Here is a 26,799-nt window from a genome sequence, read left to right on the forward strand (position 1 = left end):
CGGGGGGGGGTGGGTCCCGGGCCACCTCGGCCCGCCGGTGGTGGGTTGGTTCGGCGGGGGCGGGGGGGGGGCCGCGGCCCCGGGGCGGCGGCGCCCGGCCCCCCCGACGCGGACACCGGGGCCGGGCCGGCCGCGGGCAGCGGGCTGAAGAACTTGTGCGGGACCACGACGACCACCGAGGTACCGAGCCAGGGCGAGTCCGCGAAGGTGACCCGGATGCCGTAGCGGCGGGCGAGGATGCCGACGACCCGCAGGCCGATGCTGGCGTCCTCGGAGATGCCCCCGATACCGGGTCCGGTTTCGGTACCCGCCAGGGAGTGCTCGGCTTCGCGCTTCTTCTCCTCGCTCAGGCCCTTGCCGGAGTCCTGGATCTCGATCCCGACGCCGTTGGGTACCTCCTTGCCGGAGACGACGACCGGCTCGGTGGGCGGCGAGTAGCGGGCCGCGTTGTCCAGCAGGTGGGCGAAGATCAGCGTGAGGTGGTCCACCAGACCGCCGTCGACGCCGAGTTCGGGCAGATGCCGGACCTCGACGCGGTGGAAGTCCTTGATCCGGCCGATGCCGCCGCGCACCACGCTGAGCAGGCGCTGGGGCTCCTGCCACTGGCGGCCGGGGCGGTCCGAGCCGCCGAGCACGCCGATGCTGCCGGCGAGCGAGTCGGCGGGGCCGAGCTCCTGGTCGAGCTCCATCAGACCGCGGGCCACAGCGGGCAGCCGGCCGTGCTCGCCCTGCATCTCGTGCAGCCGGCCGCGCAGCTTGCTGGTCAGGACGTGGATGCGGTTGCCGATACTGATCACGGCCTGCTCGGCGGAGGTGGAGCGGTTGAACTCCTCCTCCACACCGATCAGCGAAGTGCGCAGGATGCGGCGCAGGTCGGCCTGGACGTCCTTGTCGACCTTGGCGCACTGGTCGGTGACGGGCAGCAGGTCGTCGATGGCGTCGCCGTCGCGCAGCCGCTTCAGTCCCTCGGGCAGCTGCTCGTCGGCGAGCCGGGAGATCGCGGCCCGCTGGTGCGTGAGCTGCTCCTGCCAGACCTCGGCCTGGTCGGCGAGCTGCGCCTCGGAGGACTTCAGCTGGTCGGCGAGCCGCTCCTCGTACGCCCGTGACTGCTCGGCCAGTTGGGCGTCGTAGTGGGCGGTCCGGTCGGCGAGCCGGGCGTCGAAGGCGGACGTCTGCTCACCGAGCTGGGCGTCGAACGCGGCCGACTGCTCGTTGAGCTGGGCCTCCAGCGTGGCGCGCTCGGCGGAGAACTTGCGCTCCAGGCCCGAGACATGCTGCTGCCACTGCTGGGAGTGCTCGGCCTGCGAGCTGCGGAACGACCCTTCGGTGCTGCGCAGTTGACGCTGCGAGCGGATCAGGAGCCGTACGCACACCGAGCTCGCGACGGTGGCCGCGGCGCCGGCGACGGCGGCGGTTATTCGCTCGGAGCTCATGAACGTGGCGGCGACCGTCCCTCCCCCTAAGGCCAGCGGCATCAGCCACCAGCTGTACCAGGCGACAGGGGCCCGCGCCGCCGGCGGCGGAGTGGCGAGTTCCATCTGCATCCTTAGAAGCAACACAATCGAACAGCAACGAACAGGGGCAGTGCGCGAAGGCCGCACTCATGGGTACACACGGCGGGACGGACCCACCATAGGGTGCGTCAACTCGCTGTGACGGAAAGGAGCTTATCGGGTTTGAACCCGAAAGGATCAACCTCGACGAGCAGAGGAAGTGAGGGTTCCGTCACGCTCCGCCAGTTGGCGGCAAATCAACAAATACCCATTCCTGACGGCGACTTCCCGACATCCACCCCCATGTCCCGGCCGGTACGACCCGCGGGACCTCCTGGACACCTGTCCAGCTATAGTGGACACCTGTTCAAGAGATGGGGAGGGTCCGCCGATCATGGAAATCCTGGCGAACGTGCTGGTCGGGCTGGTGGCCGCGCTGCACGCGTACATCCTGGTGATGGAGATGTTCCTGTGGCAGAAGAGCCCCGGGATGCGCTTCCACGGCTTCGACGCGGAACTGGCCCGGCGGACCGCACCGCTCGCCGCCAACCAGGGCCTCTACAACGGTTTCCTGGCGGCCGGTCTGGTGTGGGGGCTGATCGCGGCCGACCCGACGGGCTTCCGGGCCCAGGTGTTCTTCCTGTCGTGCGTGGTGGTGGCGGGGGTGTACGGCGCGGTCACGGCCAACCGGCGGATCCTGTTCGCACAGGCGCTGCCCGGCGCGCTCGCCCTGGCCGCCGTCCTCGCCGCCCGATGACCGGCCGCCCGGCCGCCGAGGACCCGCGGGCCGCCCGCACCCGCACCCGGCTGCGGGCGGCCCTCCTGGAGGAGTGCGCCGAACGGCCGCTCGCCGAGGCCGGGGTGGCCGCGGTGGTGCGCCGGGCCGGGGTGGGCCGGGCCACGTTCTACGTCCACTACGACGGCCTGGAGGCGCTGGCGGTCGACGCCTGCGCGGACGTCGTCCGGGACGCCGTGGACGCGCTGCACGCCTGGCGCGGCCGGCCGGACCCGGTGCACGCGCCGCCCGCGCTGCGGGAGTTCTTCGCCGGGCTGGTGCCGCACGCGGCCCTGTACCGGGAGTTGCTCGCGCCGGGCGGCGGGGGCCCGCTGGGCCGGGTGCTGCACCGGGACCTGCGGGCGCGCAGCCTGGCCGAACGGGAGCTGGTGGGCGCGGCGGACGCCCCGCTGGTGGCCTCGGCGGTGGCCGCCACCTTCGCCGGGGTGCTGGCCGACTGGCTGCACGGCCTGCTCGACGCCGGTCCGGACGAAGTGGCGGACCAGGTCTGGCAGTTGCTGGTCGCCCTGCACATGAGCCGCTGAGCGGTCAGGCACAGGCGAAGCCCCGCCGCTCCCTGGGCCAGGCCTCCACGCCGTGCGAGGTGCGGACGTACGCCGTGTCGCCGTCGTCCGTCAGCCACAGCCGCCAGTCACGGAAGCGGTATCCGGTGTCGTGCGCGTCGGCGGGCATCGTGGTGTCACCGTCGTAGCGTCCGGCGAGTTCGGAGCCCTCGGCGAACACGCCGTGCGGATCGCGGACGTAGGTCGTGCCGCCGAGCGTCAGGAAGTGCGCCGACTGCCAGCCGCAGTGCTCGGGGCCGGAGGAGCTGGTGATCTTCGAGACCGGTACCCGGCGGCCGCGTGCGTCGGTCCAGATCTCCGGCCATCCCGCTCCCGTCGTCACGCCCGCCGGGAATTCGGAGGGATCGCAGGTGGCATTGGTCTCCGGCCCCCAGCCGGGCCTGCCCTTCTGGTCCTTGGCGACCACGACGGCGACCTTGGTGCGCCCTTGGACGTCGTAGGAGTACAGCACCCGGTCCGCTTCCCGGCGCTCCACGCGGTAGCCGCTGCGCGGTACCTCCGGCTCGAACATGTCGAAGAAGAGCCGCAGGCCCGCCTCGGGCGAGTCGCCGCCGTCGCTCTCGCTCCAGCCGTCGGGCCCGGTGCCCCAGTAGATCTCCCCGTCGCACTCCAGCGCGCGGCCGGCCGCGCCGGAGGCGGTGCGCATGGCCTGCGGGGTGCTCTCGTCGACCTCCTTCGTGGGGATGTCCAGCGGCCCGCGGTACGGCGTCGCCGGCGGCGTCCCCTCGACCACGACGTCCGGCCCGCCCGCACCGTCGCACCCCACCGCCACGCTCGCCACCAGTACCGTCGCCGCCGCCAGCCCTCTGCGCATGTCCGCCCCCGCCCCTTGTCCCCGTTGCCGTCCTTGGACGGCGGAGCGGGCCGGAACGTTCACGCCCGCCAGGAGGAGGGGCTGGCACGATTCCATCGAAGGTTGGCCATCGTGCCATTTTCCCGCCGGGCGCGTCCCGGCAGGCTGGGTGACCATGAGCGAGATGAACACGATGCGTGCGATCAGCCAGGACATCCTCGGCGGCCCCGAGGTGCTGAAGGTGATCGAGGTGGAGCGGCCGAAGCCGCGCCCCAACGAGGTGCTGGTCAGGGTGCGGGCGGCCGGCCTCAACCCGACCGACTGGAAGCACCGGGAGACCGGTGGCTTCCTGGGCAAGCCGCCCTTCGTCCTCGGCTGGGACGTCTCCGGCACCGTCGAGGAGACCGGCATCGGGGTCGCCGCCTTCCGCCCCGGCGACGAGGTCTTCGGCATGGCGTCCTACCCGTACGGGCACGGCACGCACGCCGAGTACGTGGCCCTCCCCGCCCGCGCCCTGGTGCCGAAGCCGGCCGGGATCGACCACGTCCAGGCGGCCGCGCTGCCGCTGGTGTCGCTGACGGCCTGGCAGGCGCTGGTGGAGAACGCCGACGTGCGGCCGGGGCAGCGGGTGCTGATCCACGCGGCGGCCGGCGGGGTCGGGCATGTGGCGGTGCAGATCGCCAAGGCGCGCGGCGCGTACGTGATCGGCACGGCGAGCGCCGGCAAGCACGACTTCCTGCGCGGGATCGGCGTGGACGAGCCGGTGGACTACCGGTCGGTGGACGTCACTGAGGCGGTGCGGGACGTCGACGTCGTCCTGGACACGATCGGCGGTGACACCTCGGAGGCCTCGCTGCGGGTGCTGCGGCCGGGCGGGGTCGTGGTGTCGATCCTGCCCGTGGGCGGCCCGCGGTTCTTCGAAGAGGCCGAGCGGCTGGGGGTGCGGGCGGTGCGGATGCTGGTGGACGCCGACCGGGCGGGGATGGGGGCGATCGCCGGGCTGGTCGAGGAGGGGAAGCTGCGGGCCGCGGTCGCGGGGACCTTCCCGCTGGCCGATGCCGCCAAGGCGCACGAGCTCGGCGGCACCGGCCGGACCACGGGCAAGCTGGTCCTGGTGGTGGACTGACGTCCCGGGACGGACTCAGAAGGTGAGCACGGGCTTGATCGCCTTGCCCGTGCTCATGTCCTGCACGGCCCGGTCGATCTCGGCGAACGGGTAGGTGCTGATCAGCCGGTGCAGCGGCAGCCGCCCCTCGCGGACCAGCCGGACCAGGGCCGGGATGAAGGCCTGGGTCTCGCTGTCGCCGAGGGTCAGGCCGACGATCCGCTTGCCGGCCAGCAACCCGTTGACGTCCAGCGGGACCTCGGTGCCGAAGGGCGGGGCACCGACGACGACCAGGGTGCCGCGGGCGGCGAGCGCGTCGACGCCCTGCCGGAGGACGGCGACGCTGCCGGTCGTCTCCACGATGCCGTCGGCGCCGGCTCCGTCCGAGATGCGCCGGAGGGCCTCGGGCACGTCCTCCCGGGTCGCGTCGACGGTGTGGGTGGCCCCCACCTCCCTTGCCAGTTCGAGGCGTTCGGCCACCCGGTCGACGGCGACGATCGTGGTGGCGGAGGTGAGCGCGGCGGCCATGACGGCGGACAGGCCGACCGCTCCGGCGCCGAGGACGACGATCGTGCTGCCGGTGGCCGGCTCCAGGATGTTCCAGACGGCGCCGACCCCGGTCTGCACCCCGCAGCCGAGCGGGGCGATCGACTCCAGCGGCACGTCCGGGTCGACCTTGACCAGACTGCGTTCGTCCACCAGCGCCCGCTCGGCGAAGGAGGACTGGCCGAAGAAGTGGCCGCCGAGCGGCTCGCCGTCCCGGCTGACCGTGTGGGTGCCGTCGGCGCGGCGGCCGCCGATGAGGTTGAGCGGCAGCCAGGTGGTGCAGTAGGCGGGGTGGCCGCCGTGGCAGTTGCGGCAGGTGCCGCAGGAGGTGAAGGAAAGCACGACGTGGTCGCCGGGGGCCACGCCGGTGACGGCGGAGCCGACGGCCTCGACGACGCCGGCGCCCTCGTGGCCCAGAACTCCGGGCAGCGGGAAGGGAAGTCCGCCGCTCGCCACGCTGAGGTCGGTGTGACACAGACCGGTGGCGACCATGCGGACGAGCGCCTCGTAGGGCCCCGGCGCGTCCAGTTCCACGTCGCTGAGGGTGAAGGACGCGCCGCCGGACTCGACCACGGCGGCTCGGGTGGTGAGGGACATCGTACGAACTCCTGGTCTGCGGGGCTCAGTCGAGCGAGACGACGACGGACTTGACCTTGGTGTAGGCGGTGAGGGACTCGGGGCCGTACTCGCGGCCGAAGCCGGAGGCCTTGACGCCGCCGAAGGGGACGGCGGGGTCGAGCATCGCCCAGTCGTTGACCCAGACGATCCCGGCCTGGAGGCGGGCGGCGACCCGGTGGGCGCGGGCGAGGCTGCCGGTCTGGATGCCCGCGGCGAGGCCGTACGGCGTGGAGTTGGCGAGGGCGACGGCCTCGTCCTCGGAGTCGAAGGGCTGCACGGTGAGGACCGGGCCGAAGATCTCGTCCTGGACCACCCGGGAGTCGTTGGGCAGGTCGGCGACGACGGTCGGCCGGTAGTAGAAGCCGCCGTTCAGGTCGAGGCGTTCGCCGCCGCAGACGATGCGGCCGCCCTCCTTGCGGGCGAGTTCGACGTACTCCTCGACCTTGCGCAGGTGCTTCTCCCCCGCCATCGGGCCGACCACGGTGGCCGGGTCGCGCGGGTCGCCGACCGGGACGCCGGGGACGGCCTCGGCGAGGATGCCGAGCAGGGTGGCGTAGACCGGGCGGGCGACCAGGAGACGGGGGCCGCCCATGCAGAACTGGCCGGTGTTGAAGACGAACGCCTTGATCACCGCGCCGACGGCCTTCTCCACGTCGGCGTCCTCGAAGACGAGGTGGGCCGCGTTGCCACCGAGTTCCATGGTGACCGGCTTCAGCGCCTCCCCCGCCGTGCTCGCCACGTGCCGGCCGATGGCGGTGGAACCGGTGAAGGCGACCTTGTCGACGCCCGGGTGGCGCAGCAGGGCCTCACCGGCGACCGGTCCGGCGCCGGTGACGACGTTCAGCACCCCGTCAGGGACGCCCGCCTCCTTGAACAGGCGGGCCATGCGGAGGGCGCTGAGCGGGGTCTCGTCGGCGGGCTTGTGGACGACCGTGTTGCCGGCGGCGAGGGCCGGGCCGATCTTCGAACCGGCCAGGATGAGCGGGAAGTTGAAGGGGGTGATGGCGGCGACCACGCCGATCGGCTCGCGCCGGGTGTAGGCGAGGGCGTTGAGCGGGATGTCGCGGACGGCGCCGTCCAGGGAGTGGGCGAGGGCCGCGAAGTGCTCGTAGTCGTTGGCCGCGTTGGTGACGTCGACGGCTCCGGCGAGCGTGATGGGCTTGCCGACGTCCAGGCTCTCCAGGGCCGCTATCTCCTCGGCGTTCTCCCGGATCAGCTGGGCGACTCGGTGCAGCACGCGGCCGCGCTCCCGGCCGCTGAGTCCCGACCACTCCCCCGCGTCGAAGGTCTCGCGGGCGGCGCGCACGGCGGCGTCGACGTCGGCGGCCCCGGCCTCCGCGACGGTGGTGATCACCTGGCCGGTGGCCGGATCGGTCACCTCCGTCCGGGCCCCGTCGGCGGCCTCCCGCCACTGGCCGCCGATGAACAGCTGCCCCGGTCCGTTCTCGAAGGTGGTCGTCATTGCCCACTCCCCAGCGTCGATGGCGCGGCCGGCGCCGAGCGCCTTGGTCGCCAAGTTTTCAACAAACAGGATTCCTGTTGGTCTCGCCTCTGGTCCGCAGTCTGATTACAGACAGGATTCCTGTCAATGGTCTAGGGTGAACGCATGGTCGGTACAAAGACAGGCCCCTCGCTGCTGTACATGGTCAAGCAGGTGGAGCTGGTGGTGCGCTCCCGTCTCGACGAGCTGGTGAAGCCCGCCGGGATCACCGCGCTGCAGTACACGGCCCTGACCGTCCTGGAGCGCCACGACGGCCTGTCGGCGGCCCAGCTGGCACGGGACTCGTTCGTCACCGCCCAGTCGATGGCCGACCTCGTACGGTCCCTGGAGACGCGCGGGCTCATCCGGCGGGAGCGCAATCCGCGCAACCGGCGGGAACTGCTGATCCTGCTGACCGACACCGCGCGCGAGTTGCTCGCCGGGGTCGCCGGGCCGGTGCGGGAGCTGGAGGAGCGGATGGTCCGCGAGCTCACCGCGCACCAGGAGGAGCAGTTCCGCCAGGCACTGAGCAAGGCGTGGCACGCGCTGTCCTAGTCGAGCGCCAGGGCTCTCACGTGCCCGTTCCCCGACTGTCGCGCACGCCACAGAAAATGGCGAGCCGAAGCAGCAGACATATGTCAATCGAACATGCTCAAATTCCCTCCAACGAGGGTAACTTGCAAGGCGGGGAACGGAATTGAACCGGCAGGGGTGGGAGGTGATGTCGTCGTGCGCCAGGAACCCCGGCAGGATCCCGCGCCGCTCTCCCGGCACCTGCGCGTCCACCAGGAGCGCGGCCACACGGTGCTGGAGCTGCGGGGCGAGATCGACATCGCGGCGGCGACGGAGATCATGCCCTACCTGGACCGGGTGACCGCCCAGGAGAACGGCCGGGTGGTGATCGACCTGCTGCACGTCGAGTTCTTCGACTGCTCGGGACTGCGACTGCTCTACCGGGCGCGCAGCAGGGTGCTGGAGCGGGGCGGACAGCTCCAGCTGGTCTGTGCGCACCCGCTGACCCTGCGCGTGCTGAAGGTGACCGGCCTGTCGCGGCTGCTGCCGCCCAGGGCGACCCTGGACGCGGCCCTGGGCCAGCCCGAGGCCACGTCCGGCACCTTATGACACCGTTTTATGACACCGTTGCCACCGTGATCGCTCCAGGATCCGCTAGGTGATGATCCTCGTCACCTGACCGGCGCCGACCGTCCGTCCGCCCTCACGGATCGCGAACTTCAGGCCCTCCTCCATCGCGATCGGCTGGATCAGCTGGACGTGCACGGTGGTGTTGTCGCCCGGCATCACCATCTCGCTGCCCGGGGGCAGGGTGACGACCCCGGTCACGTCGGTGGTGCGGAAGTAGAACTGGGGGCGGTAGTTCTCGAAGAACGGGGTGTGCCGGCCGCCCTCGTCCTTGGAGAGGATGTAGGCGCGGGCCTCGAACTCCGTGTGCGGGGTGACCGTTCCGGGTTTGATGACGACCTGGCCGCGCTCGACGTCGTCCCGCTTGACCCCGCGCAGCAGCAGCCCGACGTTCTCCCCGGCCCGGCCCTCGTCGAGCAGCTTGCGGAACATCTCGACGCCGGTGACCGTGGTCCGCGTCTTCTGCGGGTGGATGCCGATGATCTCGACCTCGCTGTTGACCCGCAGCACGCCGCGCTCGATCCGGCCGGTGACGACGGTCCCCCGGCCGGTGATGGTGAAGACGTCCTCGATCGGCATCAGGAACGGCCGGTCCACGTCCCGCACCGGCTCGGGCACGAACTCGTCGACGGCGTCGAGGAGTTCGAGCAGGGCCGCGGTCCACCGGGGGTCGCCCTCCAGGGCCCTGAGCGCGGAGACCTGGACCACCGGGATGTCGTCGCCCGGGAACTCGTACTCGGTGAGCAGCTCGCGCACCTCCAGCTCCACCAGTTCCAGGATCTCCTCGTCGTCGACCATGTCGGTCTTGTTGAGCGCGACGACGATGTACGGCACGCCCACCTGGCGGGCCAGCAGCACATGTTCCTTGGTCTGGGGCATCGGCCCGTCGGTGGCGGCGACCACCAGGATCGCCCCGTCCATCTGGGCGGCCCCGGTGATCATGTTCTTGATGTAGTCGGCGTGGCCGGGACAGTCGACGTGCGCGTAGTGCCGGCGCTCGGTCTGGTACTCGACGTGCGCGATGGAGATGGTGATGCCGCGCTGCCGCTCCTCGGGTGCCTTGTCGATCTGGTCGAACGGGGTGAAGGGGTTGAGCTGGGGGAACTTGTCGTGCAGCACCTTGGTGATGGCCGCGGTGAGTGTCGTCTTGCCGTGGTCGATGTGCCCGATGGTGCCGATGTTCACATGTGGTTTCGTCCGCTCGAACCTGGCCTTCGCCACTGGGGGCCTCCTGATCGCGTCGGTACCGCCGAGCGCGGTTCAGCGCTACAACTCCTCCTTCCTGTCTAGAGGTTGCGCGGCTCGTCGAACAGGGCGCTCACGGACTCACCGTTGTGAATACGGCGTACGGCCTCCGCCAGCGCCGGGGCGATGGACAGGATCCGCAGCTTGTCGGTGTGCTCCTCCAACGGCACCGGCACGGTGTTGGTGCAGACGATCTCCAGCACGTCGGGCTGCGAGCTCAGCCGCTTGAGCGCCCCGGCCGCGAACAGCCCGTGCGTGCAGGCGATCCGGATCGAACGCGGCCCCAACTCCCGCAAGCGCTCCAGCAGTTCAATGACCGTGCTGCCCTTGGCGATCTCGTCGTCCAGCACGATGACGTCCCGGTCGGCCACATCGCCGATCACCGAGCTGATGGTGACCCGGTCGTCCGGATACCGCTGCTTGGCGCCGGCCGCCACCTGGGCGCCGATCAGCCGGGCGAAGGCGGCGGCCTCCTTGGCGTTGCCGAGGTCGGGCGAGACGACGGTGGTGCGCGAGAGGTCGTAGCGCCGGAAGTGCGCCGCCAGCTCGCGCAGCGCGTGCAGGTGGTCGACCGGCACCGAGAAGAAGCCGTGCACCTGCGGGGCGTGCAGGGTCATGGCGAGGACCCGGCTCGCGCCGGCCGCCACCAGCAGGTCGGCGACCAGCCGGCCGCCGAGCGAGATGCGCGGGGCGTCCTTCTTGTCGGAGCGGGCGTAGGAGTAGTGCGGCATGACGACGGTGATCCGGCCCGCGGAGGCGCCGCGGGCCGCGTCGCACATCAGCAGCAGCTCCACCAGGTGCTCCTGCACCGGCCGGACCAGGGGCTGGATCAGGAAGACGTCCCGCTCCCGGCAGTTGGCCTGGAGCTGCACCTCCAGACAGTCGTTGGCGAACCGGCTGACCCGGGTCGGGCTGAGCGGCACCCCGAGGTGCGCGCAGACCTCCTCGGCCAGCTCGGGATGGGCGCTGCCGCTGAAGACGGCGATGTCTCGCACGATCCGCTCCTCGCATGATCAATACGGGCTACGGGCTCATGCTACGGATCGTGCGGCTCTCACCACGGCACGGGTGTGCCGTCCCAGGAGAAGAACCCGCCGGTGGGTCCGTCGTCGGGCAGCAGCGCCAGCCGTACGGCACCCCGCGCGCCCTCGGCCGGATCGCCGCCCCCGACCGCGGCACCGGGCACCAGGTCGGTGGCCCGCCGCCCGGGAGCGAGGGCGTTCACCTTGATCCCGTCCTCGGCCAGCTCCTGGGCGTACAGGACGGTGAGCGCGTTCAGTGCGGCCTTGGCGGAGCGGTAGGCGGCGGACCTGGGAACGCCCTCGGTGAACTGCGGATTGGGTCCGGTGCTCCAGGTGAGCGACGCGGTGCCGCTGGAGACGTTCACGATACGCGGGCGGGCGGAGCGGCGCAGGGCGGGCAGGAAGGCGTTGGTGACCGCGGCGACACCGAAGACATTGGTCTCGTACGTCTGCCGGAAGCCCTCGACGCCGGTTTCGGAGGGGGTGCCGGTCACCGGCTGGACACCCGCGTTGTTGACCAGGACGTCGAGGCGGTCCACGCGGGCGGCGGCCCGCTCGATACTGCCGGGATCCGTGACGTCCAGCACGAGGAGCCGCGCGTTGCCGCCGATCTCCGCCACGGCCTGCTCGCCGCGCCGGGCCGCCCGTGAACCGACGTGGACCTGGAAACCCTGCTCGGCGAGCAGCCTGGCAACATGGAAGCCGATGCCCTTGTTGGCACCGGTGACAAGTGCTGTGCGTTCGTTCATGACAGCCACGGTCCCCCGGCCGCGTCCGCCCTGCCAGGGACCACCTGTACCAGGCGGACCGAGGAGGCGACGACGGCATGGCGAGGCCGGAACTGGCCCGTTTCCTGCGCGAGCGCCGGGCGGGGCTGCGCCCGCGGACGGTGGGGCTGCCGCCGGGCACCGACCGCCGCACGCCCGGGCTGCGCCGCGAGGAGGTCGCCGAGCTGGCGCACATGTCCGTCGACTACTACATCCGCCTGGAGCAGGCCCGCGGCCCCCGCCCCTCCCCGCGCGTCCTGGACGCCCTCGCCGTGGCGCTGCGGCTGGCCCCCGCCGAGCGCAGCCACCTCTTCCGGCTGGCCGGCTCGGCCGCGCCGCCGCCCGGCGGCGCGGCGGTCAGTCAGGTGCGACCGCACGTGGCCCGCCTGCTGGAGCGGCTCCCCGACACCGCGGCGATCGTCACCGACGCGGCCTACGGCCTGGTGGCCTGGAACCCCCTCGCCCAGCTGCTGCTCGGCGGCGACCTGGGACGCGGCACGACCAACCTGGCACGGCGGCGCTTCCTGGGCCAGGGGCGGATGTACGAGAGCTCCAGTGCCGAGGAGTTCGCGCACATCGTGGCGGCCCGGCTCCGGCGGGCCGCCGCGCGCTATCCGCACGACCCGCGACTAGCCGCCCTGCTGGACGAGTTGCATACGGAGAGCGAGGAGTTCCGGCGGCTCTGGGCCACCCATCCGGTGCACGCCCCGGGACATCGCAGCAAGGTCCTCGACCATCCGGAGCTGGGGCGCCTGCGGCTGAACTGCGACGTCCTGCTGGTGCCGGAGGACGACCAGGAGGTCGTCCTCGTCACCGCGGATCCGGGTTCGGTGTCCGCGCGCCGGATCGCGGAACTGGCCGCCCGGGCCTGACCGGTCCCCCGGGCGGGGAAGCCTCGGAGGTCGCGCTGGGGCATCGCTTGTATCAGTCCCGCCTCAGCTGTCTCAATCAGCCGACAACACGGTCTGACAAGGCTTTTGGCGGGCATTCGTGTCCTTGGAAAGGAGGACCGTCACATGGCGAGTTCCACCAAGGAGAGCAAGGCGAGCTCCGCACAGGAGGCTCCCGTCACGGCCCGGCCCCGGCGCATGCCCGGCTGGGCGAAACTGGTCACCGGATTGGTGCTGGTGCTCGTGGTGCTGTTCGCCGGGATCAAACTGGCGGTGCTGCCGGGAATCAAGGACCTGTTCGGCACGGAGACCCGCGACAACACCGGCCCGGCGCTGCTCAAGTCCATCCAGGACATGAGCCGTTACGACGCGGCCTCCGGCAACTTCCAGGTCGTCGTCGACCTGGAGAAGGACGCCAAGTACCTGCCCAGCGCGATCCGCGGCACCCGCACGCTGTACGTCGGTGCGGGCACCGTCGACTCCTATGTCGACCTCGGCAAGATCGCCCAGAAGGACGTGACGGTCAACGCCGACCGCACCGAGGCCACCATCCGGCTGCCGCACGCGCAACTGGGCAAGGCCACCCTCGACGCCGACCACTCGTACGCCGTCTCCAAGCAGCGCGGTCTGCTCGACCGGATCGGCGACCTGTTCTCGGACAACCCGAACAGCGAGCAGGCGGTGCAGAAGCTGGCGGTGAAGCACATCTCGGCCGCGGCCAAGGACAGCGGGCTGACCACCCGCGCCGAGACCAACACCACCGACATGCTGGAGGGCCTGCTGCACTCCCTCGGCTTCACGGAGGTGCACGTGTCCTACGGGACGGTCTGATCGACGCCGGGTGACAGCCCGGCAGGACCCCGGTCGCCCTCCGGTGGAAGGCGACCGGGGTCCGCTGCGTTCTCGGCGCCCGAGGTGCCGAGCGCGAGTACGGGCGAGGAGGCCGGCATCTCCCGGCGCTCGGCGGGTAACAGCGTTACCACACCGCCAAATTGACGAGTGGAGGACCTCATGGCCAGCGCCGCCTCGCGCCCGCGCACCGCCAAGGGCGACCCGAACGAGGGGACGAAGAAGGACGAGGGCACCGGCCGGAGCGCCGGGCTGTTCACCAAGGCCGCACGCATCGTCAAGGTCCGCCCCACCGCACCCGGGGCCACCGCGAAGAAGGGCGGCGCCACAAAGCCCGCGGGCACCGCCAAGCCCTCGGGCACCGCCAAGAAGGGCGCCGGCGGCAAGACGCCCGGCTCCGGAAAGGCTCCAGGCAAGGCCGCCACGGCCAAAGGCTCCGTCAAACCCTCCACCAAACCCTCCGCCAAGCCGTCCGCCAAGCCGTCCGCCAAGCCGTCCGCCAAGGCCGGCGGTGTCGAGCGCCGTCCGCTGCCCCTCCCGCTGCGGCTGCTGGCCATGATGTGCGCCTTCGTCGCCATGGTGGCGTTCGCCGTCGTTCTGGCCCGGCTGACGCTCGATCCGTCCCCCGCGTCGGTGTCGATCGCGCACACCAACCTGCACCCCGGCGCCACCCTCAGGATCTATCTGGACCAGCCCGCGTTCCGTGACGCCGTGAGGCAGATCGGCGGGAACGTTCTGCTCGGCGTCCCGTTCGGGATCCTCGTGCCGGTCCTCGCGCCCGGCGCCCGGGGCGTCCTGCGGGTGCTGCTGCTCACCGCGATCGTGATGCTGCTGGTGGAGATGGCGCAGGGCGCGCTGGTCATCGGCCGGGCGTTCGACGTGGACGACGTCATCCTCAACACCACGGGGGCGCTGGTCGGTTGGCTGCTGCTGGGCCGGCGGCTGGGCCGGGCGGTGCACGCCCGCAAGCGCAAGGCGTGACGGCCGGCCGATCGTCCGGAACCAGCCAGTAGTTCGTCCTGTACTGGTCCGTACCAAAGTATTGACGCGTCTCTTATCTCACTCCTTAAATCAAGAGGCATCACTCTTACCCCCCACCCCGGCCGGATGCCTCCCCGCGTCCGGCCGCCGTACGGAAGGGAGCGCCATGGCCTCCCCACGACTGCTCCGCAGATGTCTCTTCGCCGCCCTGTCCGCCGCGCTGGTCGGGTCCGTCGCGTTCGGTCCCGCGCACCGGGCCGAGGCCGCCGACGCCGGCGCGGCCGCCGTGACCTTCTCCGACACCTTCGACGGGGCCGCCGGTTCGGCGGTCGACTCCTCGAAGTGGACGCTGGAGACCGGTGACAACGTCAACAACCACGAGCGGGAGTACTACACCTCCGGCACCAACAACGCCGCCCTCGACGGCCAGGGCCACCTGGTCATCACGGCCAAGAAGGAGAACCCGGCCAACTACCAGTGCTGGTACGGCACCTGCCAGTACACCTCGGCCCGGATGAACACCTCCGGGAAGTTCAGCGCGCAGTACGGACACGTCGAGGCCCGGATGAAGATCCCGCGCGGGCAGGGCATGTGGCCGGCGTTCTGGATGCTCGGCACCGACATCGGGTCGGTCGGCTGGCCGAACTCCGGTGAGATCGACGTCATGGAGAACGTCGGCTACGAGCCCTCCACGATCCACGGCACCATCCACGGCCCCGGCTACTCCGGCTCCAACGGGATAGGCGCCGCCTACTCGCTGTCGAACGGGCAGGCGTTCGCGGACGCCTTCCACACGTTCGCCGTCGACTGGGCGCCCAACTCGATCAAGTGGTCGGTCGACGGTGTCGTCTACCAGACGCGCACCCCCGCCGACGTGGGCAGCAGCACCTGGGCCTTCAACAAGCCGTTCTTCCTGATCCTGAACCTGGCCGTGGGCGGCTACTGGCCGGGCGACCCGGACAGCTCGACCTCCTTCCCGGCACAGCTGGTCGTGGACTCGGTGTCGGTGACGACCAGTGACAGCGCGACCGGGGTCGCGATCAAGGGCCTGGCCGGCAAGTGCGTGGACGTGGCCGGGGCGAACACCGCCAACGGCACGCCCGTCGACCTCTACGACTGCAACGGCACCGCCGCCCAGAAGTGGACGGTCGGCAGCGACGGCACCGTCCGCGCGCTGGGCAAGTGCCTGGACGTCACCAGCGGCGGCACGGCGGACGGCACGACGGTCCAGCTCTACGACTGCAACGGCACCGCCGCCCAGAAGTGGGCCGTCTCGTCGGCGAACGACATCGTGAACCCACAGGCGAACAAGTGCCTGGACGTCACCGGCAACAACTCCGCCAACGGCACCCGGCTGCAGATCTGGACCTGCACGGGCGGCGCCAACCAGAAGTGGACGGTCGGCTGAGCACAGGGCGCGCCGCGGGCTAGCGGCGCGCCGGGCGGGGCGTCCAGGTGAACTTGTCCCCGCCCACCCAGCAGACCACGTTCGGGTCGTCCAGGTCGTGGACCTTGATGCCGTAGGACGCGGCGACCTCCAGCACATCCGTGATGGTGCGCGCCTGGCAGACCACCTCACCGTCGATCTCCACGATGCGGAAGGGCGGGGTGCCGGGCTTGCCGGGCATGACCCCGAGCACCAGGATCCGTGGCTGGGAGATGAACGGGCTCGCTATCTCGGTCATGCAATCGAGGGTAGATCTCTCCGGGCAGAAGTGACCGGTTTGAGTCGCTCTGCCCGGCGCCCCAGGAGCCGTCGGCCGGATATTTGCCCGGACATTTGCACACACTTAAGGAAGAGACGGGCAAACCCACGACCAGGCTTGGTCCCGGGCCGGCATCCCGCCGTCCGGCCGACATCCCGCCATCCACGCGGTGACGCGCATCACCTACGGGCCCGGAACACCCAGCGGTGGTTGTCCGTTGAACCAGCCGTGGGTGCGGATGGGACAGTGTCCCCGGGCCTCACCTTTTGCCCACAGGGACGATCGTTCGGCTGAAGCCCTGTGGAGCCTTTCGCCGAGAGGCGACCGCCATCCGTGCCCACCACCTGGCCGCCCTGGCCGCGAATCCCCCGTCGCGGCCGGGGCTTTCCGCTGTTCGGGGCCGTTCGGGACGGCCGGTGACGTCCGCTTGACTTCGAGAGCACTCCAATTCGTAGCGTTCGGGTCATGAGCGCTACGACACCTCAGCACAAGATCGGTTCCGGTTTCGGCGCGGACAGCACGGCCGAGGAGGTCCTGACGGGCCTCGACCTCGGCGGTCGGCTCGCGATCGTCACCGGCGGCTACTCCGGGCTGGGCCTGGAGACCACCAGGGCCCTCACCCGGGCGGGCGCCCGCGTCGTCGTCCCCGCACGGCGCGTCGAGGCCGCCCGCGAGGCGCTGGCAGGCCTCGACGGGGTCGAGGTGGACGAGCTGGACCTCGGTGACCTGGAGAGCGTGCGCGGCTTCGCCGAGCGGTTCCTGGCCTCCGGCCGGACCGTCGACTTCATGATCGACAACGCGGGGATCATGGCCTGCCCGGAGACCCGGGTCGGGCCCGGCTGGGAGGCCCAGTTCGCCACCAACCACCTCGGGCACTTCGCCCTGGTCAACCGGCTCTGGCCGGCCGTCGAGCCCGGCGGTGCCCGCGTCGTCTCGGTCTCCTCGCGCGCCCATCACTTCTCCGGGATGCGCTGGGACGACGTCCAGTGGCGGCACGGCTACGACAAGTGGGAGGCCTACGGCCAGGCCAAGACGGCGAACGTGCTGTTCGCCGTGCACCTCGACCGGCTCGGCCAGGACTCCGGCGTACGGGCCTTCGCCCTGCACCCCGGCGGCATCATGACCCCGCTCCAGCGGCACATCCCCCTGGAGGAGAAGATCGAGCGCGGCTGGATGGACGAGCAGGGGAACCTGCTGGAGGTCGCGGGCCTGAAGACGCCGGAGCAGGGTGCGGCCACCCAGACCTGGGCGGCCACGTCCCCGCAGCTGGACGGCATGGGCGGGGTGTACCTGGAGGACTGCGACATCGCCGAGCCCGCCGTGGAGGGCGAGCCGACCGGCGTGAAGTCCTGGGCGGTCGACCCGGAGCAGGCCGCCCGGCTGTGGGATCTCTCGGCGGAGCTGACGGGCGTCGACGCGTTCGCCTGAGCCACCGGTGTGCCGGCCCCGGGTGACCGCCCGGGACCGGCTCTCCGCGCTCAGTCCGACGGCTCGTCCGGCACCGGTTCTTCGGGGTGCACCGCCCCCGAGCGCGGTGCACCCCGGGGCCCGCGCCGGCCTCGTCGGGGTCGGGGAGGTCGTCGTCGCGGTCCTGCGTCGGCCGGATCTCCGCCGCCTCCCACGGGTCCCGGCCGGATCCGGCCTGCTGGTCCGGCAGGTCCCGGGGGACCGGCTTGCCGCCCTGCTTCTCGCCCACGGCACACTCCCCTCGCGTCGTTCCGAGCATCAGGCGAGTACCTCGGCCGCACTCGGCGAAACGCGGGGGTCAGCGCGGGCTGCGCTCCTCCAGGGCCGTGCGCCACGCGGGGAGCCGGTCCTCGGTCGCCGGTTCCGCGCGGCGGCCGCCGCGGCTGAAGAAGTCGGCGAGGGGCAGGATCGCGGCCCCGACGGTGACCGCGTCCGGGCCCAGCCGGCCGAGGTCGATGGTGACCTGCTCGGCGGGGTGGCGCAGCGCGTACGTGGTCGCGTACCGGCGTACGGCGGGCAGGAAGCGGGCGCCGAGCTGGAGCCCGGCCCACCCGCCGATCAGGATCCGCTCGGGCAGGAAGAGATTGATCAGGTCCGAGAGGCCGGCGCCCAGGTATTCGGCGGTCTCCTCGAGGACGGCGAGGGCGACCGGGTCGGGCTCGGTGCCCTCCGGCGGGTAGGCGGCGGCGAGCATCGCGGTGAGCGCGCTCTCCTCGTCGAGGCCCTCGGCCGGGCGGCCGCCCTCCTCGCGCCAGCGGGCGAGCAGCGACTCGGCGCCGGCGTACGCCTCCAGGCAGCCGAGCGCGCCGCAGCGGCAGCGGCGGCCGCGCACCCGTACGGTCAGATGTCCCCATTCGACGGCCCGGCCGTGCTCCACCTCGGCGGTGACCAGGCAGGCGCCGACGCCGGAGCCGAACAGCACCACGACCGCGTTGTCCGCGCCGCGCCCGGCGCCGAACCACATCTCGGCCTGGCCCAGGGTCTTGGCGCCGTTGTCGATGAAGTACCGCACGGAATCCGGGAGCCGGCAGCCGGAGCGGAGCAGTTCCTCCAGCGGGACGGCGTCCCAGCCGATGGTCTGCCCGTGCACGACGGCACCCCGGTCGTCGGTGTGCTCGATGATGCCGGGGACGCCGACGCCCACGCCGAGGAGCAGTTCGGGCGAGGCGCCCTCGGTGGCGAGGACCTCGTCGATACCGTCCCGGATGTGGCCGACGATCACGTCGACGTCGTAGCCCTGCTGCGCCAGCGGGCGCTCGACGCGGGCCAGTTCGGTCAGGTTCAGGTCGAACAGCTCGACCCGGACCCGGGTCTCGCCGACGTCCACGCCGATCATGTGTCCGCTGTGCGGGGCGACGCGCAGCAGGGTGCGCGGGCGGCCGCCGTCGGAGTCGACGCTGCCGGCCTCCTCGACCAGGCCGTCGGCGACCAGGTCCGCGACCACGTTGCTCACCGAGCCGGAGCTCAGGCCCGTTGCCGGGCCCAGCTCGAAGCGGCTGAGGGGGCCGTCGAAGTAGAGCCGCTGCAGTACGGCCGTGCGGTTGGCCCTCCTGAGGTCGCGTACCGTGCGCCCGTTCCGCCCCGCCATGTGGCTCCGCTCCCTTCACGAACCCTGCCCGACCTGCAACATACTCCTTCGGGGGGCCGGAAGCGATATTTTCCCAACCCTTAGTTCACGCTGTGAGCTAAGGAGGGGCCGATGCAAGGTCGCGCCGTAACGGTCCGGGTCGCGGGCGGGCGGAAGGATCGTCGTGGTTGCTCGCGCCCACGCGGCGGAGCCGCATATTAGTACAGCCCCGCGCCCCTGTGGGGCGCGCTACAACTCGGGGCGTCGATCAGGATGCCGCGTATACATCCTCCACAAAACGGCCGTCCGCCACCAGGGAGTTCAGCCATTCGTCGGGATTTCCCTCGGGGACGCGGTCCCGGAACATCGTCCGGAACGCCTCCCGCACCCCGGGTGCCATCCGGCTGCCGTCGCCGCAGACGTACACCCTCGCGCCCGCCGCCAGCAGCGCCCACACCTCGTCCGCCTCGGCCGCGATGCGGTGCTGGACGAAGATGCCCGCGGTGCTGAAGGCCGGGCGCAGGGAGACGGCGCCGGCGGTCTGCGCGGCGTGGAGTTCCTCGGCGTGCAGGTAGTCCGCGTCGGCGGCGTCACAGCCGAAGTAGCAGAGGGCGGGCGGGAGTTCGGTGCCCGATGCGAGGGCCGCGGTGCGGTCTGCGACGGCGCCCCTGAAGGGGGCCAGGCCGGTACCCGCGGCGATCATGACGGCCGGTGCGCCGGCGTCGATACGGAAGGCCTCCCGGCAGGGCTGGACGCGGGCGTAGATCGTGTCGCCAGGACGCAGGACGGTCAGGTGGCCGGAGCCGGTGCCCCGGTAGGTGCCCTTGCCGGAGCGGGCGGGGGCCTCCAGCAGGGAGATCATCAGGTCGGCGTGGCCGGGGTCGGCGGCCGGGGACGAGGAGATCGAGTAGTGCCGGGGCTTCAGCGGGGTCAGCAGGTCCAGGAGGCGCGGCCAGTCGAGGGCGCCGCGCAGCGCGGGGTGGTCCTCGATGATCTCGACGAGGGTGCGCGGGTCGTCGCCCAGGGAGGCGAGGACGGCCTTCTCCGGCGGGCAGGGGTTGGCGTCGGCGAGGAGGGAGAGCTGGTGGGTGCTCGGGCGCTCCTGCAACTCGACGTGGTGGGTGAGGAGTTGGCGTGCCGTCAGCGGGCGGTCGACGGCGAGGCCGTCCCGGCGCGGGCGGGTGGCGCGGATGTCGAGGACGGTGTCGGGGTCGATACCGAGGGCGGTGATCACCCGGGTGACGAGTGCGGGGTCGTTGGCGGGGAGCACGGTGAGGTGGTCGGCGGTGCGGTAGGTGACGTCGTCCGGCAGGGCCACGCGCAGGAAGCGCTTGGTGCGGGGGTGGCCGGGGGCGGTGAGGTCGTATGCCTCGGTGACGGTCATGGGGACGAGTCCATGGCGCCCGGCGAGGGCGTCTAGGGGGCCGCCGGTCAGGGTGCGGACCTCGTACCCGGCGGTGGGCCCGGGTCCGGCCGGGGTGGCGTCGGGGTCGCCGTAGTGCTCGAGGAGGGCGGTGCGGAGCCGGGCGGTGAAGTCGCGGACCGTGCCGGTGAGGTCGCCGGATGCGTCGGCCGCGGCCCGGTCGATGAGGCGGGTGGCGCCGAGTTCGGCGAGGCGGGCGTCGATACGGGTCGGGAAGTGCTGGTAGGTCGCGGCCCAGTTGCGGTCGCCGACGCCGAGGACGGCGTAGGTCACTCCGGTGAGGTCGGGGGCGCCGTCGAGCCAGGCGGCGAAGGCGGTGGCGTCGTCGGTGGGGCGGCCGTTGTAGGAGGCGGCGGTGACGACGACGGGCCGGTCGGTGGGGAGACCGCCGGCGTAGGCGTCCAGGGCCGCGACCTCGGTGGCGCAGCCGATCTCGCCCGCCTCGTCGGCGAGCTGGGCGGCGAAGCCCCGGCAGGTGCCGTAGTTGCTGCCGTGCAGGAGGAGGGCGCCGGTGCCGGAGCGGACCCGGGCCGGCAGCGCGGCCGTCGTGTGCGGGTCGTGCTCGACCGTCGCCGGCGCCCCCGGCAGGGGCTGGTGGACGCGGTCGGCGGGGGTGCGCGGGGTGAGGGTCAGGGTGAAGCCCTCGGGCTTGAGAGTGAGGGTCTCCTTGACGGTGAGCGCGTAGTCCGCGTGGTCGTGCGGCCGGTAGCGGTGCACCAGCATGGCCAGCAGCATGGTCGCCTCGTGGAGGGCGAACTGCCGCCCGATGCAGGCGCGTTCGCCGGTGCCGAAGGGCTTGAAGGCGTGCACCGGGCGGGCCGCCTCCGCCTCCGGGGTGAACCGGGAGGGGTCGAAGAGCTCGGGGTTGTCGCCCCAGACGGGCTGGCGGTGCAGCATCGGGGCGAGCACGGTGACGGCCTGTCCGGCCTTCAGCGGGATCCGGCCGCCGAGGAGGGTGTCGTCCAGGGCGTGCCGGCCGAACGCGGCGGCGGTCGGCCACAGCCGCAGCGCCTCGTTGAGCACCTGCCGGGTGTAGGCCAGGCGGCCGACCTCGTCGTACGTCGGATCCGGGTCGGGCGTGTCGCCCCACAGTGCGTCGGCCTCGCGCTGCACCAGCTGGAGCGCGGTCGGGTGCTTGGCCAGGTAGTACAGGGCGAAGGACATCGCGCCGGAGGTGGTCTCGTGGCCCGCGATGAGGAAGGTGATGACCTGGTTTCGGATGTTGGCTCGGTCCAGGGTGGTGCCGTCCTCGGGGTGCCGGGCGGAGAGCATCAGGCCGAGGAGGTCCTCGGCCGTGCTCTGGTCGGTGCCGGTGCGGGAGGCGATGACGTCGTCGACGACCCGGGCGAGGTAGTCGGCGTCGTCGCGGAAGGCCGCGTCGGCCGCCGAGTGGTCGGTGCCGGGCCGGCGGGCCAGGCGGGTCATGCTCCACTCCAGGCAGCGGACCATGGACTCGACGAAGGGGTGGGGTTCGGCGCACTCGAAGGAGCCGAAGTCGTAGCCGAAGCCGGCGAGACCGATGGTGTCGAGGGTCATCCGGGTCATGTCGTCCGGGACGTCGACCGGGCGGCCGTCGCGGGCGGCCCGGTCCCAGGACTCGATGAGCCGGCGGGCGACCCTGACCATCACCGGGTGGTAGGTGCGCATCGAGCCGAGGGCGAAGGCGGGCATGAGGATGTCGTGCGCCTTGGCCCAGTTGGGCTCGTCGTTGTAGGCGGTGAACAGCCCGTCGGCGGCGAAGGCGCGGACGTTCTCCAGCGCGGGTCCGACGTGCTTGGCGAACCGCTGCTCGTCGGCGAGGTCGGCGACCAGGTCGGCGTCGGCGACGAACAGGGTGTCCCGCCCGTGCAGCCGTCGTACGAGGACCGGCCCGTGCTCCCGCATCAGGTCCATGACCTGCTGGACGGGGGTGCGGCCGGGGCCGGTGGCGGTGATGTCGACGACGGGCACGCCGTGCGGGGTGGGTGCGGTGACGGGGCGCAGCGCGGTGGGGGGCATGGCGCGACAACTGCCTTTCGCGGTACGGAAGTCCTGTGATCCAGCCTGGTCCTCGGGGGGTGCGGACCGGCGCCGCGGCACTACACGAACGTGCAGTCGAAAGTGCCCGCCGGCTCTTGCGCGGTGCCGGTGAAGTTGCTTCCGGCCTGGCCGGTCGCCTTGGATGAGGAGGGACGGAAGAGGAGCCGCGGTGGGCATGGAGGCGGGCGGGCTCGACGGCGTGGTGTGGCGCAATCGCGCCCTGACGCTGTTCGACCGGGTGGCGGTGCCGGTCGCGGTGTGCGACGTGTACGGGCTGGTGGTGCTGGCCAACCCGGCGATGGCCGCCGAGTGCGGTACGACACCGGGCCGGCTGCGCGGCCGGGATGTGCTGGAGCTGTTCCGTCCGCAGGAGGAGGCCCAGGTGGAGCGGATCGCCGAGGCGCTGCGGCTGCGGCACCGCTCGCGCTACCAGGTGTCGGTACGGTGGCGGGCGCCCGACGGGGCCGAGCGGTACGGGGAGCTGACGGCGGATCCGGTGAGCGAGGCGGTGGGCGAGACGCCTTCGCTGCTGGTGATGTTGCAGGTGGACGGCGAGCGCGAGGCGCCGCGGGCCGAGCCCGTGCGGGTCACCCCGGTCGAGGGGCGGGTGCTGGCGCTGCTGGCCGGGGGCGCCACCACCGCGCGAGCCGCCCGTGACCTGGGCCTGACCAGGGACGGCGTCACCTACCACCTGCGCCGCCTGTCGGCCCGCTGGGACGCGGCCAACCGTACCGAACTGGTGGCCCGCGCCTACGCCTTGGGCGTGCTCCGGCCGGGTGTCTGGCCGCCCGCCCCGGCCGAGTAGGCCGTGCCCGCGCCCTCCGGGGCGCCGAAGCGGGCCAGGGTGTGCCAGACCATCTTGAGGTCCTGGATCCCGTACCGGCCGGTACGGGCCGCCGCGCCGATGATCCGGGGGTCGACGACGCCCTTCTCGGCGATCAGAGCGCCGAGTTCGGCGTACTGCGGGCCCCGGTGGTCGGCGTGCCGGCGCAGGCCGGGCACGGTGAGCCGGTAGCCGGGGTGCCATTCGACCGGGAAGGGCAGCCGACGGGCGGCCGCCGCCACGGGCGTGTTCCGGTAGCAGGCGTCCAGCACCAGGGCCTCGACGTCCCGGTCGAGCCGCACCCCGCCGTGCACCTGGCTCTCGATGTAGTCGTCGAGGGCGTCCCGCTCGTCGGCCCCGGCCAGGGCGAGCAGGTGGGTGCCGGCGGCCACGCCGAAATCCGTCGGCTCGGCCGCGCTGTCGGGGTAGCAGAAGGTGGCTCGGTGGCGGGCCGGTCCGGTCAGGCGCAGGTGCGAGGAACCGAACCGGGGGGCCGCGCCGACCACTTGGCGGCGGAAGTCCAGCGCTCCGTACACCGGCCGCTCGGCCGGGTCGGCGTCGTCGTAGGCCCCGCCGAAGATCCGGCTCTCCCAGCGCCACCGGTCGCCGCCGGGGTGTGCGGTGAGCCCGCCGTTGCTGGTGCCGGTGACGAACTGGGAGTGGTAGGCGCCGTCCCGGGCGAGCGCCTCCAGGATCGGCAGACCGGCCGAGATCCGGTCCGGGTGGAAGTTCAAAGTGATCCGCAGACGGGGGTCGAGGGGCGGCCCGGAGGACAGCGCCGCCACGTGGCACAGCGCCGCCGCGCTCCGTGCCGTCCCGGCGTCCGCGAGATCCATCGGGTCCCCCCTGTGGCCCGTCCGATTGCGGCCTGTCCGATGCCGGCCGACCCTAGCCGATCACCGTCGGCCCGGTCACGGCGATTTCGCCGCGGAGCCGGCTCGTCAGGGCGATGACGCCCCAGCCCTTCCGTCCCACCCGACCGTCCGGTTGTCCCCGGTTGCAGGAGACGCATCGGCCAGGCGTTCGGTTTCCGGTGCCGTGCCGCGGTCTCCACTGCACTTCGGGAGACGCTCCGTAATCCACTCCGGTCAACCAGCCACTAGCGCGCGCGAGCGATCTGTGGAAAATACGTTCGACGTGTCACGCGAGCGGGAACAGGCCAAAGGATGTCAGACGTACGGAAGTGGACCGAGGGACTCTCGCGACTGCTGCGGCGGCATCGGGACCCGGTGGTCGTCCAGACGCTGCGGTCGGCCACCGCGGCCACGATCGCCTACGTCGTCGCGCTGCACCTGAGCCCGGAACCGGCACCGCTGACCGCACCGCTGACCGCGCTGCTGGTCGTCCAGGTGACCCTGTACGCCACCCTGACCAACGGTTTCCGCCGGGTCAACTCGGTGGTGGCCGGCGTGCTCGTCGCCATCGCCTTCAGCCAGCTGGTGGGGCTGACCTGGTGGAGCCTGGCCCTGCTGATCGTGGCCTCACTGGCGGTGGGGCATCTGGTGCGCGTCGACGAGTACATCCCCGAGGTGGCGATCAGCGCCATGCTGGTGCTCGGGGTCACCACCATCAGCAGCACCGCGTGGGCGCGGATCGTGGAGACCCTGATCGGCGCGGTCGTCGGCATGGGCTGCAACCTGCTGCTCCCGCCCCCGGTGTGGGTGGACGAGGCCGGTGAGTCGATCGAGGGCCTGGCCCGCCGCCTGCGGCAGCTGATGCTGCGGATGGGCGAGGAGGCGGCGGAGATCATGCCATGGCAGCAGGCGGCCGCACGGCTGCACGAGGCCCGCCGCCTGGACCACGCCATCGTGGAGGTGGACGCGGCGCTGCGGCAGGCGGAGGACAGCCTGCGGCTCAATCCGCGGGTCAGGGAGGGCCTGCTGCACCGGGTGGTGCTGCGCACCGGCCTGGACACGCTGGAGATCTGCACGGTCGTGCTGCGGGTGCTGGCCCGGACCTTCACCGACCTGGCCAAGGCCCGTGAACCCGAACCGCTGTTCGCACCGGACACGGGCGCCGCCGTCGAGCAGCTGCTGTCCCGGATCGCCGACGCCGTGGTCAGCTTCGCGGTACTCGTGACCACCAGCATCAGCGAGAACGCCGAGTCGGCCGAGGCCAGGCTCGCCGCCGAACTGCACACCGCGACCGGCACCCGCGACAAGCTCGCCGACCTGCTCCGGGACGAGATCCACCGCGACGACCAGAACTGGCAGCTGCTCGGCGCCGTCCTGACCGAGGTCAACCGGCTTCTCGACGAGCTGGACACCGAGCACCGCACCCGCCGGCTGCTGGAGGAGCTGGACCGGGTCTCCGGCGAGCAGCGCGCCAAGCTGCCGTGGCTGACCTGGCTGCGGGAGCGGGTGGGCGTACCGGAGCGGCTGCGGCGGAACCGGGCCGGTGGTGCGGTGCGTTCTCCCTCCGGGACGGGGAAGGGGGCACGCCGATGACGGACACGGCGGTACGGATCGACGGGAACACACTGCGGCTGCCGGGCGGGGTGGCGGTGCGGTTCGTGCGCACGCTGCGGCTGCCCGAGACGGGCACGCATCCGCTGCCGCCGGGGCTGGGCGAGTTCCCGGTCCGGCGGGTGGGCGACTACCCGGACACGGTTCCGGCCGAGTGGCGGGCGCGGGGCGGGGTGATGCTGCCGGTGTACCTGCGCGAGGCGATGTGGCTGAGCTTCGCGGGCACGACGGAACCGGCCGCCCTCCAGGTCGGCGTCGGCAAGGTGTGCGCGGTGTCCGGCGAGCCGTGGCGCGACCGGCTGTCCCGGAAGCCGCAGAACTACCTGGTCCTGCCCCGGCAGCCATGGCTGGACGGCATCAACTCCGGGAAGGGCACGGTCCGCCAGTTCGTGGCGGTGCCGCTCGGGCTGGGCGCGACGGTGGAAGGGCAGGTCACCGGCGATGAGGTGTGGGGCGGGGTGCAGCTTCAGTCCTTCACGCTCGCGGACGGGCCGCTCGCCGAGTGGCGGCGCCTGGAGCGGCTGCGGCAGGAGCAGCTGCGGCGGGAGCGCACCCGCGGGGCCGGACCGGCCGGCGGCCTCGGTGCGGCCCTGCCGATGATGTCCGCCCTCCCCGCTCCCGCTCCCGCCCCGGGCGCTGCCCCGGTCGCCAGGTCGGCCGGGATGGGCCTCGGTGTCGGCGGCTCGATGCGCCAGGAGGTGTACGAGGACGACCGGCCGCTGCGGGACTGGGCCGGGACCCCGGCCGGACGCGTCTTCGTACACCTGGTCACGCCCCCGCAGTGGCGCCGCATCACGGGCGAGGCGCCCCCGCCGTCGCCGGTGGACCGGGCGGCGTACACCCATGCGGGGCTGCCCTGGTACGACTACTACGACCAGGACGCCCGGGATCTCGCCCCCACGGATGCCCTGGAGGCGGTCAAGCCGGTCGGCGACTGGCTCGGCGACGACCTGGAGCCCTGGCAGCAGCCGTCCCCGGGGCAGGTGGTCCCCCTGAAGGACGCGGCGGGCGAGCCGGTGGAGGACGGCGACTGGTAACGCA

Annotated in this window: 24 protein-coding genes; 13 read left to right on the forward strand and 11 right to left on the reverse strand. The window is 72.2% G+C overall.

What is annotated here, in order from left to right; genetic code table 11:
* Positions 1 to 1,538 (reverse strand): ATP-binding protein (locus ACFWPS_RS20345; protein WP_383706979.1); only part of this gene is annotated, 1,538 nt, incomplete at its 3' end.
* Positions 1,539 to 1,887: 349 nt separating this feature from the next.
* On the opposite strand from ACFWPS_RS20345, the gene ACFWPS_RS20350 reads away from it, so the two are divergent.
* Both ACFWPS_RS20350 and ACFWPS_RS20355 read left to right on the forward strand, forming a co-directional pair.
* A complete protein-coding gene (locus tag ACFWPS_RS20350; RefSeq protein ID WP_383706981.1) occupies positions 1,888 to 2,250 on the forward strand; it encodes a DUF1304 domain-containing protein in 363 nt (120 codons plus the stop codon).
* Positions 2,247 to 2,813 (forward strand): TetR/AcrR family transcriptional regulator, encoded by a 567-nt coding sequence (locus ACFWPS_RS20355; RefSeq protein WP_383706983.1) that lies wholly within the window; start codon positions 2,247 to 2,249, stop codon positions 2,811 to 2,813. The genes ACFWPS_RS20350 and ACFWPS_RS20355 overlap by 4 nt, the downstream gene beginning before the upstream one ends.
* 4 nt (positions 2,814 to 2,817) lie before the next feature.
* Here the strand turns inward: ACFWPS_RS20355 and ACFWPS_RS20360 are convergent, their stop codons facing one another.
* Positions 2,818 to 3,666, reverse strand: a complete 849-nt coding sequence (locus tag ACFWPS_RS20360) for a hypothetical protein (RefSeq protein WP_383706985.1) — start codon at positions 3,664 to 3,666, stop codon at positions 2,818 to 2,820.
* A 154-nt stretch (positions 3,667 to 3,820) separates the two neighbouring features.
* Here ACFWPS_RS20360 and ACFWPS_RS20365 point away from each other — a divergent pair, with 154 nt between their 5' ends.
* Entirely contained in the window at positions 3,821 to 4,771 is a 951-nt protein-coding gene (locus ACFWPS_RS20365) for an NADP-dependent oxidoreductase (RefSeq protein WP_383706987.1), read from the forward strand.
* Between the two features lie 15 nt (positions 4,772 to 4,786).
* Here the strand turns inward: ACFWPS_RS20365 and ACFWPS_RS20370 are convergent, their stop codons facing one another.
* On the reverse strand, positions 4,787 to 5,893 hold the full coding sequence (locus ACFWPS_RS20370; RefSeq protein WP_383706989.1) for an NAD(P)-dependent alcohol dehydrogenase: 1,107 nt from the start codon (positions 5,891 to 5,893) through the stop codon (positions 4,787 to 4,789).
* Positions 5,894 to 5,918: 25 nt separating this feature from the next.
* Positions 5,919 to 7,376 carry an aldehyde dehydrogenase family protein gene (locus ACFWPS_RS20375; protein ID WP_383706991.1) on the reverse strand — a complete coding sequence of 486 codons (1,458 nt, stop codon included), beginning with the start codon at positions 7,374 to 7,376 and terminating at the stop codon, positions 5,919 to 5,921.
* 144 nt (positions 7,377 to 7,520) lie between these two features.
* On the opposite strand from ACFWPS_RS20375, the gene ACFWPS_RS20380 reads away from it, so the two are divergent.
* Together ACFWPS_RS20380 and ACFWPS_RS20385 are read left to right on the forward strand one after the other, a co-directional pair.
* A complete protein-coding gene (locus ACFWPS_RS20380) occupies positions 7,521 to 7,949 on the forward strand; it encodes a MarR family winged helix-turn-helix transcriptional regulator (protein ID WP_383706993.1) in 429 nt (142 codons plus the stop codon).
* A 174-nt stretch (positions 7,950 to 8,123) separates the two neighbouring features.
* Entirely contained in the window at positions 8,124 to 8,516 is a 393-nt protein-coding gene (locus tag ACFWPS_RS20385; protein WP_383706995.1) for an anti-sigma factor antagonist, read from the forward strand.
* A 45-nt stretch (positions 8,517 to 8,561) separates the two neighbouring features.
* Here ACFWPS_RS20385 and tuf read toward each other — a convergent pair whose 3' ends face one another.
* From tuf to ACFWPS_RS20400, 3 genes are all read right to left on the reverse strand, one after another.
* Entirely contained in the window at positions 8,562 to 9,755 is a 1,194-nt protein-coding gene (gene tuf, locus ACFWPS_RS20390) for an elongation factor Tu (RefSeq protein ID WP_383706997.1), read from the reverse strand.
* 65 nt (positions 9,756 to 9,820) lie between these two features.
* Positions 9,821 to 10,774, reverse strand: a complete 954-nt coding sequence (locus ACFWPS_RS20395) for a ribose-phosphate diphosphokinase (protein WP_383706999.1) — start codon at positions 10,772 to 10,774, stop codon at positions 9,821 to 9,823.
* Between the two features lie 59 nt (positions 10,775 to 10,833).
* Positions 10,834 to 11,550 (reverse strand): SDR family oxidoreductase, encoded by a 717-nt coding sequence (locus tag ACFWPS_RS20400; protein WP_383707001.1) that lies wholly within the window; start codon positions 11,548 to 11,550, stop codon positions 10,834 to 10,836.
* Between the two features lie 77 nt (positions 11,551 to 11,627).
* On the opposite strand from ACFWPS_RS20400, the gene ACFWPS_RS20405 reads away from it, so the two are divergent.
* The 4 genes from ACFWPS_RS20405 (at position 11,628) to ACFWPS_RS20420 (ending at position 15,696) form a co-directional block, all read left to right on the forward strand.
* A complete protein-coding gene (locus tag ACFWPS_RS20405; protein WP_383707003.1) occupies positions 11,628 to 12,440 on the forward strand; it encodes a helix-turn-helix transcriptional regulator in 813 nt (270 codons plus the stop codon).
* 144 nt (positions 12,441 to 12,584) lie between these two features.
* Positions 12,585 to 13,289 (forward strand): DUF4230 domain-containing protein, encoded by a 705-nt coding sequence (locus ACFWPS_RS20410; protein ID WP_383707005.1) that lies wholly within the window; start codon positions 12,585 to 12,587, stop codon positions 13,287 to 13,289.
* Between the two features lie 546 nt (positions 13,290 to 13,835).
* A complete protein-coding gene (locus ACFWPS_RS20415; protein ID WP_383707197.1) occupies positions 13,836 to 14,288 on the forward strand; it encodes a VanZ family protein in 453 nt (150 codons plus the stop codon).
* 166 nt (positions 14,289 to 14,454) lie between these two features.
* Positions 14,455 to 15,696: a ricin-type beta-trefoil lectin domain protein gene (locus tag ACFWPS_RS20420; protein WP_383707007.1), complete on the forward strand. Its 1,242-nt coding sequence runs from the start codon at positions 14,455 to 14,457 to the stop codon at positions 15,694 to 15,696.
* A gap of 19 nt (positions 15,697 to 15,715) precedes the next feature.
* On the opposite strand, the gene ACFWPS_RS20425 is transcribed toward ACFWPS_RS20420, so the two are convergent.
* Positions 15,716 to 15,973 (reverse strand): hypothetical protein, encoded by a 258-nt coding sequence (locus ACFWPS_RS20425; RefSeq protein ID WP_383707009.1) that lies wholly within the window; start codon positions 15,971 to 15,973, stop codon positions 15,716 to 15,718.
* Between the two features lie 486 nt (positions 15,974 to 16,459).
* On the opposite strand from ACFWPS_RS20425, the gene ACFWPS_RS20430 reads away from it, so the two are divergent.
* A complete protein-coding gene (locus tag ACFWPS_RS20430; RefSeq protein WP_383707011.1) occupies positions 16,460 to 17,422 on the forward strand; it encodes an SDR family NAD(P)-dependent oxidoreductase in 963 nt (320 codons plus the stop codon).
* A gap of 337 nt (positions 17,423 to 17,759) precedes the next feature.
* Here ACFWPS_RS20430 and ACFWPS_RS20435 read toward each other — a convergent pair whose 3' ends face one another.
* Together ACFWPS_RS20435 and ACFWPS_RS20440 are read right to left on the reverse strand one after the other, a co-directional pair.
* Positions 17,760 to 19,049 (reverse strand): ROK family protein, encoded by a 1,290-nt coding sequence (locus tag ACFWPS_RS20435; RefSeq protein WP_383707013.1) that lies wholly within the window; start codon positions 19,047 to 19,049, stop codon positions 17,760 to 17,762.
* A gap of 247 nt (positions 19,050 to 19,296) precedes the next feature.
* Complete coding sequence (locus ACFWPS_RS20440) at positions 19,297 to 22,449, reverse strand: bifunctional cytochrome P450/NADPH--P450 reductase (RefSeq protein WP_383707015.1); 3,153 nt, start codon at positions 22,447 to 22,449, stop codon at positions 19,297 to 19,299.
* A gap of 196 nt (positions 22,450 to 22,645) precedes the next feature.
* Here ACFWPS_RS20440 and ACFWPS_RS20445 point away from each other — a divergent pair, with 196 nt between their 5' ends.
* The gene (locus ACFWPS_RS20445; protein WP_383707199.1) at positions 22,646 to 23,275 is read left to right on the forward strand and encodes a PAS domain S-box protein; all 630 of its coding nucleotides are present in this window, start codon (positions 22,646 to 22,648) and stop codon (positions 23,273 to 23,275) included.
* Here ACFWPS_RS20445 and ACFWPS_RS20450 read toward each other — a convergent pair.
* Positions 23,221 to 24,129, reverse strand: coding sequence for a DUF3626 domain-containing protein (locus ACFWPS_RS20450; protein WP_383707017.1), 909 nt, complete (start codon positions 24,127 to 24,129; stop codon positions 23,221 to 23,223). The genes ACFWPS_RS20445 and ACFWPS_RS20450 overlap by 55 nt on opposite strands.
* Positions 24,130 to 24,459: 330 nt before the next feature.
* Here ACFWPS_RS20450 and ACFWPS_RS20455 point away from each other — a divergent pair, with 330 nt between their 5' ends.
* Positions 24,460 to 25,740, forward strand: a complete 1,281-nt coding sequence (locus ACFWPS_RS20455) for an aromatic acid exporter family protein (RefSeq protein WP_383707019.1) — start codon at positions 24,460 to 24,462, stop codon at positions 25,738 to 25,740.
* Entirely contained in the window at positions 25,737 to 26,795 is a 1,059-nt protein-coding gene (locus ACFWPS_RS20460) for a hypothetical protein (RefSeq protein ID WP_383707021.1), read from the forward strand. Before ACFWPS_RS20455 ends, ACFWPS_RS20460 begins: the two co-directional genes overlap by 4 nt.
* Positions 26,796 to 26,799: the final 4 nt, after the last annotated feature.

The organism is Streptomyces sp. NPDC058457 (assembly GCF_042720695.1).
Classification (GTDB): domain Bacteria; phylum Actinomycetota; class Actinomycetes; order Streptomycetales; family Streptomycetaceae; genus Streptomyces.

Bases quoted from the DNA above. Each gene is read 5' to 3' on its own strand.
- ACFWPS_RS20350 (WP_383706981.1), top strand. From the start codon at position 1,888: ATGGAAATCCTGGCGAACGTGCTGGTCGGGCTGGTGGCCGCGCTGCAC.
- ACFWPS_RS20355 (WP_383706983.1), top strand. From the start codon at position 2,247: ATGACCGGCCGCCCGGCCGCCGAGGACCCGCGGGCCGCCCGCACCCGC.
- ACFWPS_RS20360 (WP_383706985.1), bottom strand. From the start codon at position 3,666: ATGCGCAGAGGGCTGGCGGCGGCGACGGTACTGGTGGCGAGCGTGGCG.
- ACFWPS_RS20365 (WP_383706987.1), top strand. From the start codon at position 3,821: ATGAGCGAGATGAACACGATGCGTGCGATCAGCCAGGACATCCTCGGC.
- ACFWPS_RS20370 (WP_383706989.1), bottom strand. From the start codon at position 5,893: ATGTCCCTCACCACCCGAGCCGCCGTGGTCGAGTCCGGCGGCGCGTCC.
- ACFWPS_RS20375 (WP_383706991.1), bottom strand. From the start codon at position 7,376: ATGACGACCACCTTCGAGAACGGACCGGGGCAGCTGTTCATCGGCGGC.
- ACFWPS_RS20380 (WP_383706993.1), top strand. From the start codon at position 7,521: ATGGTCGGTACAAAGACAGGCCCCTCGCTGCTGTACATGGTCAAGCAG.
- ACFWPS_RS20400 (WP_383707001.1), bottom strand. From the start codon at position 11,550: ATGAACGAACGCACAGCACTTGTCACCGGTGCCAACAAGGGCATCGGC.
- ACFWPS_RS20405 (WP_383707003.1), top strand. From the start codon at position 11,628: ATGGCGAGGCCGGAACTGGCCCGTTTCCTGCGCGAGCGCCGGGCGGGG.
- ACFWPS_RS20410 (WP_383707005.1), top strand. From the start codon at position 12,585: ATGGCGAGTTCCACCAAGGAGAGCAAGGCGAGCTCCGCACAGGAGGCT.
- ACFWPS_RS20420 (WP_383707007.1), top strand. From the start codon at position 14,455: ATGGCCTCCCCACGACTGCTCCGCAGATGTCTCTTCGCCGCCCTGTCC.
- ACFWPS_RS20425 (WP_383707009.1), bottom strand. From the start codon at position 15,973: ATGACCGAGATAGCGAGCCCGTTCATCTCCCAGCCACGGATCCTGGTG.
- ACFWPS_RS20430 (WP_383707011.1), top strand. From the start codon at position 16,460: ATGAGCGCTACGACACCTCAGCACAAGATCGGTTCCGGTTTCGGCGCG.
- ACFWPS_RS20435 (WP_383707013.1), bottom strand. From the start codon at position 19,049: ATGGCGGGGCGGAACGGGCGCACGGTACGCGACCTCAGGAGGGCCAAC.
- ACFWPS_RS20440 (WP_383707015.1), bottom strand. From the start codon at position 22,449: ATGCCCCCCACCGCGCTGCGCCCCGTCACCGCACCCACCCCGCACGGC.
- ACFWPS_RS20445 (WP_383707199.1), top strand. From the start codon at position 22,646: ATGGAGGCGGGCGGGCTCGACGGCGTGGTGTGGCGCAATCGCGCCCTG.
- ACFWPS_RS20450 (WP_383707017.1), bottom strand. From the start codon at position 24,129: ATGGATCTCGCGGACGCCGGGACGGCACGGAGCGCGGCGGCGCTGTGC.
- ACFWPS_RS20455 (WP_383707019.1), top strand. From the start codon at position 24,460: ATGTCAGACGTACGGAAGTGGACCGAGGGACTCTCGCGACTGCTGCGG.
- ACFWPS_RS20460 (WP_383707021.1), top strand. From the start codon at position 25,737: ATGACGGACACGGCGGTACGGATCGACGGGAACACACTGCGGCTGCCG.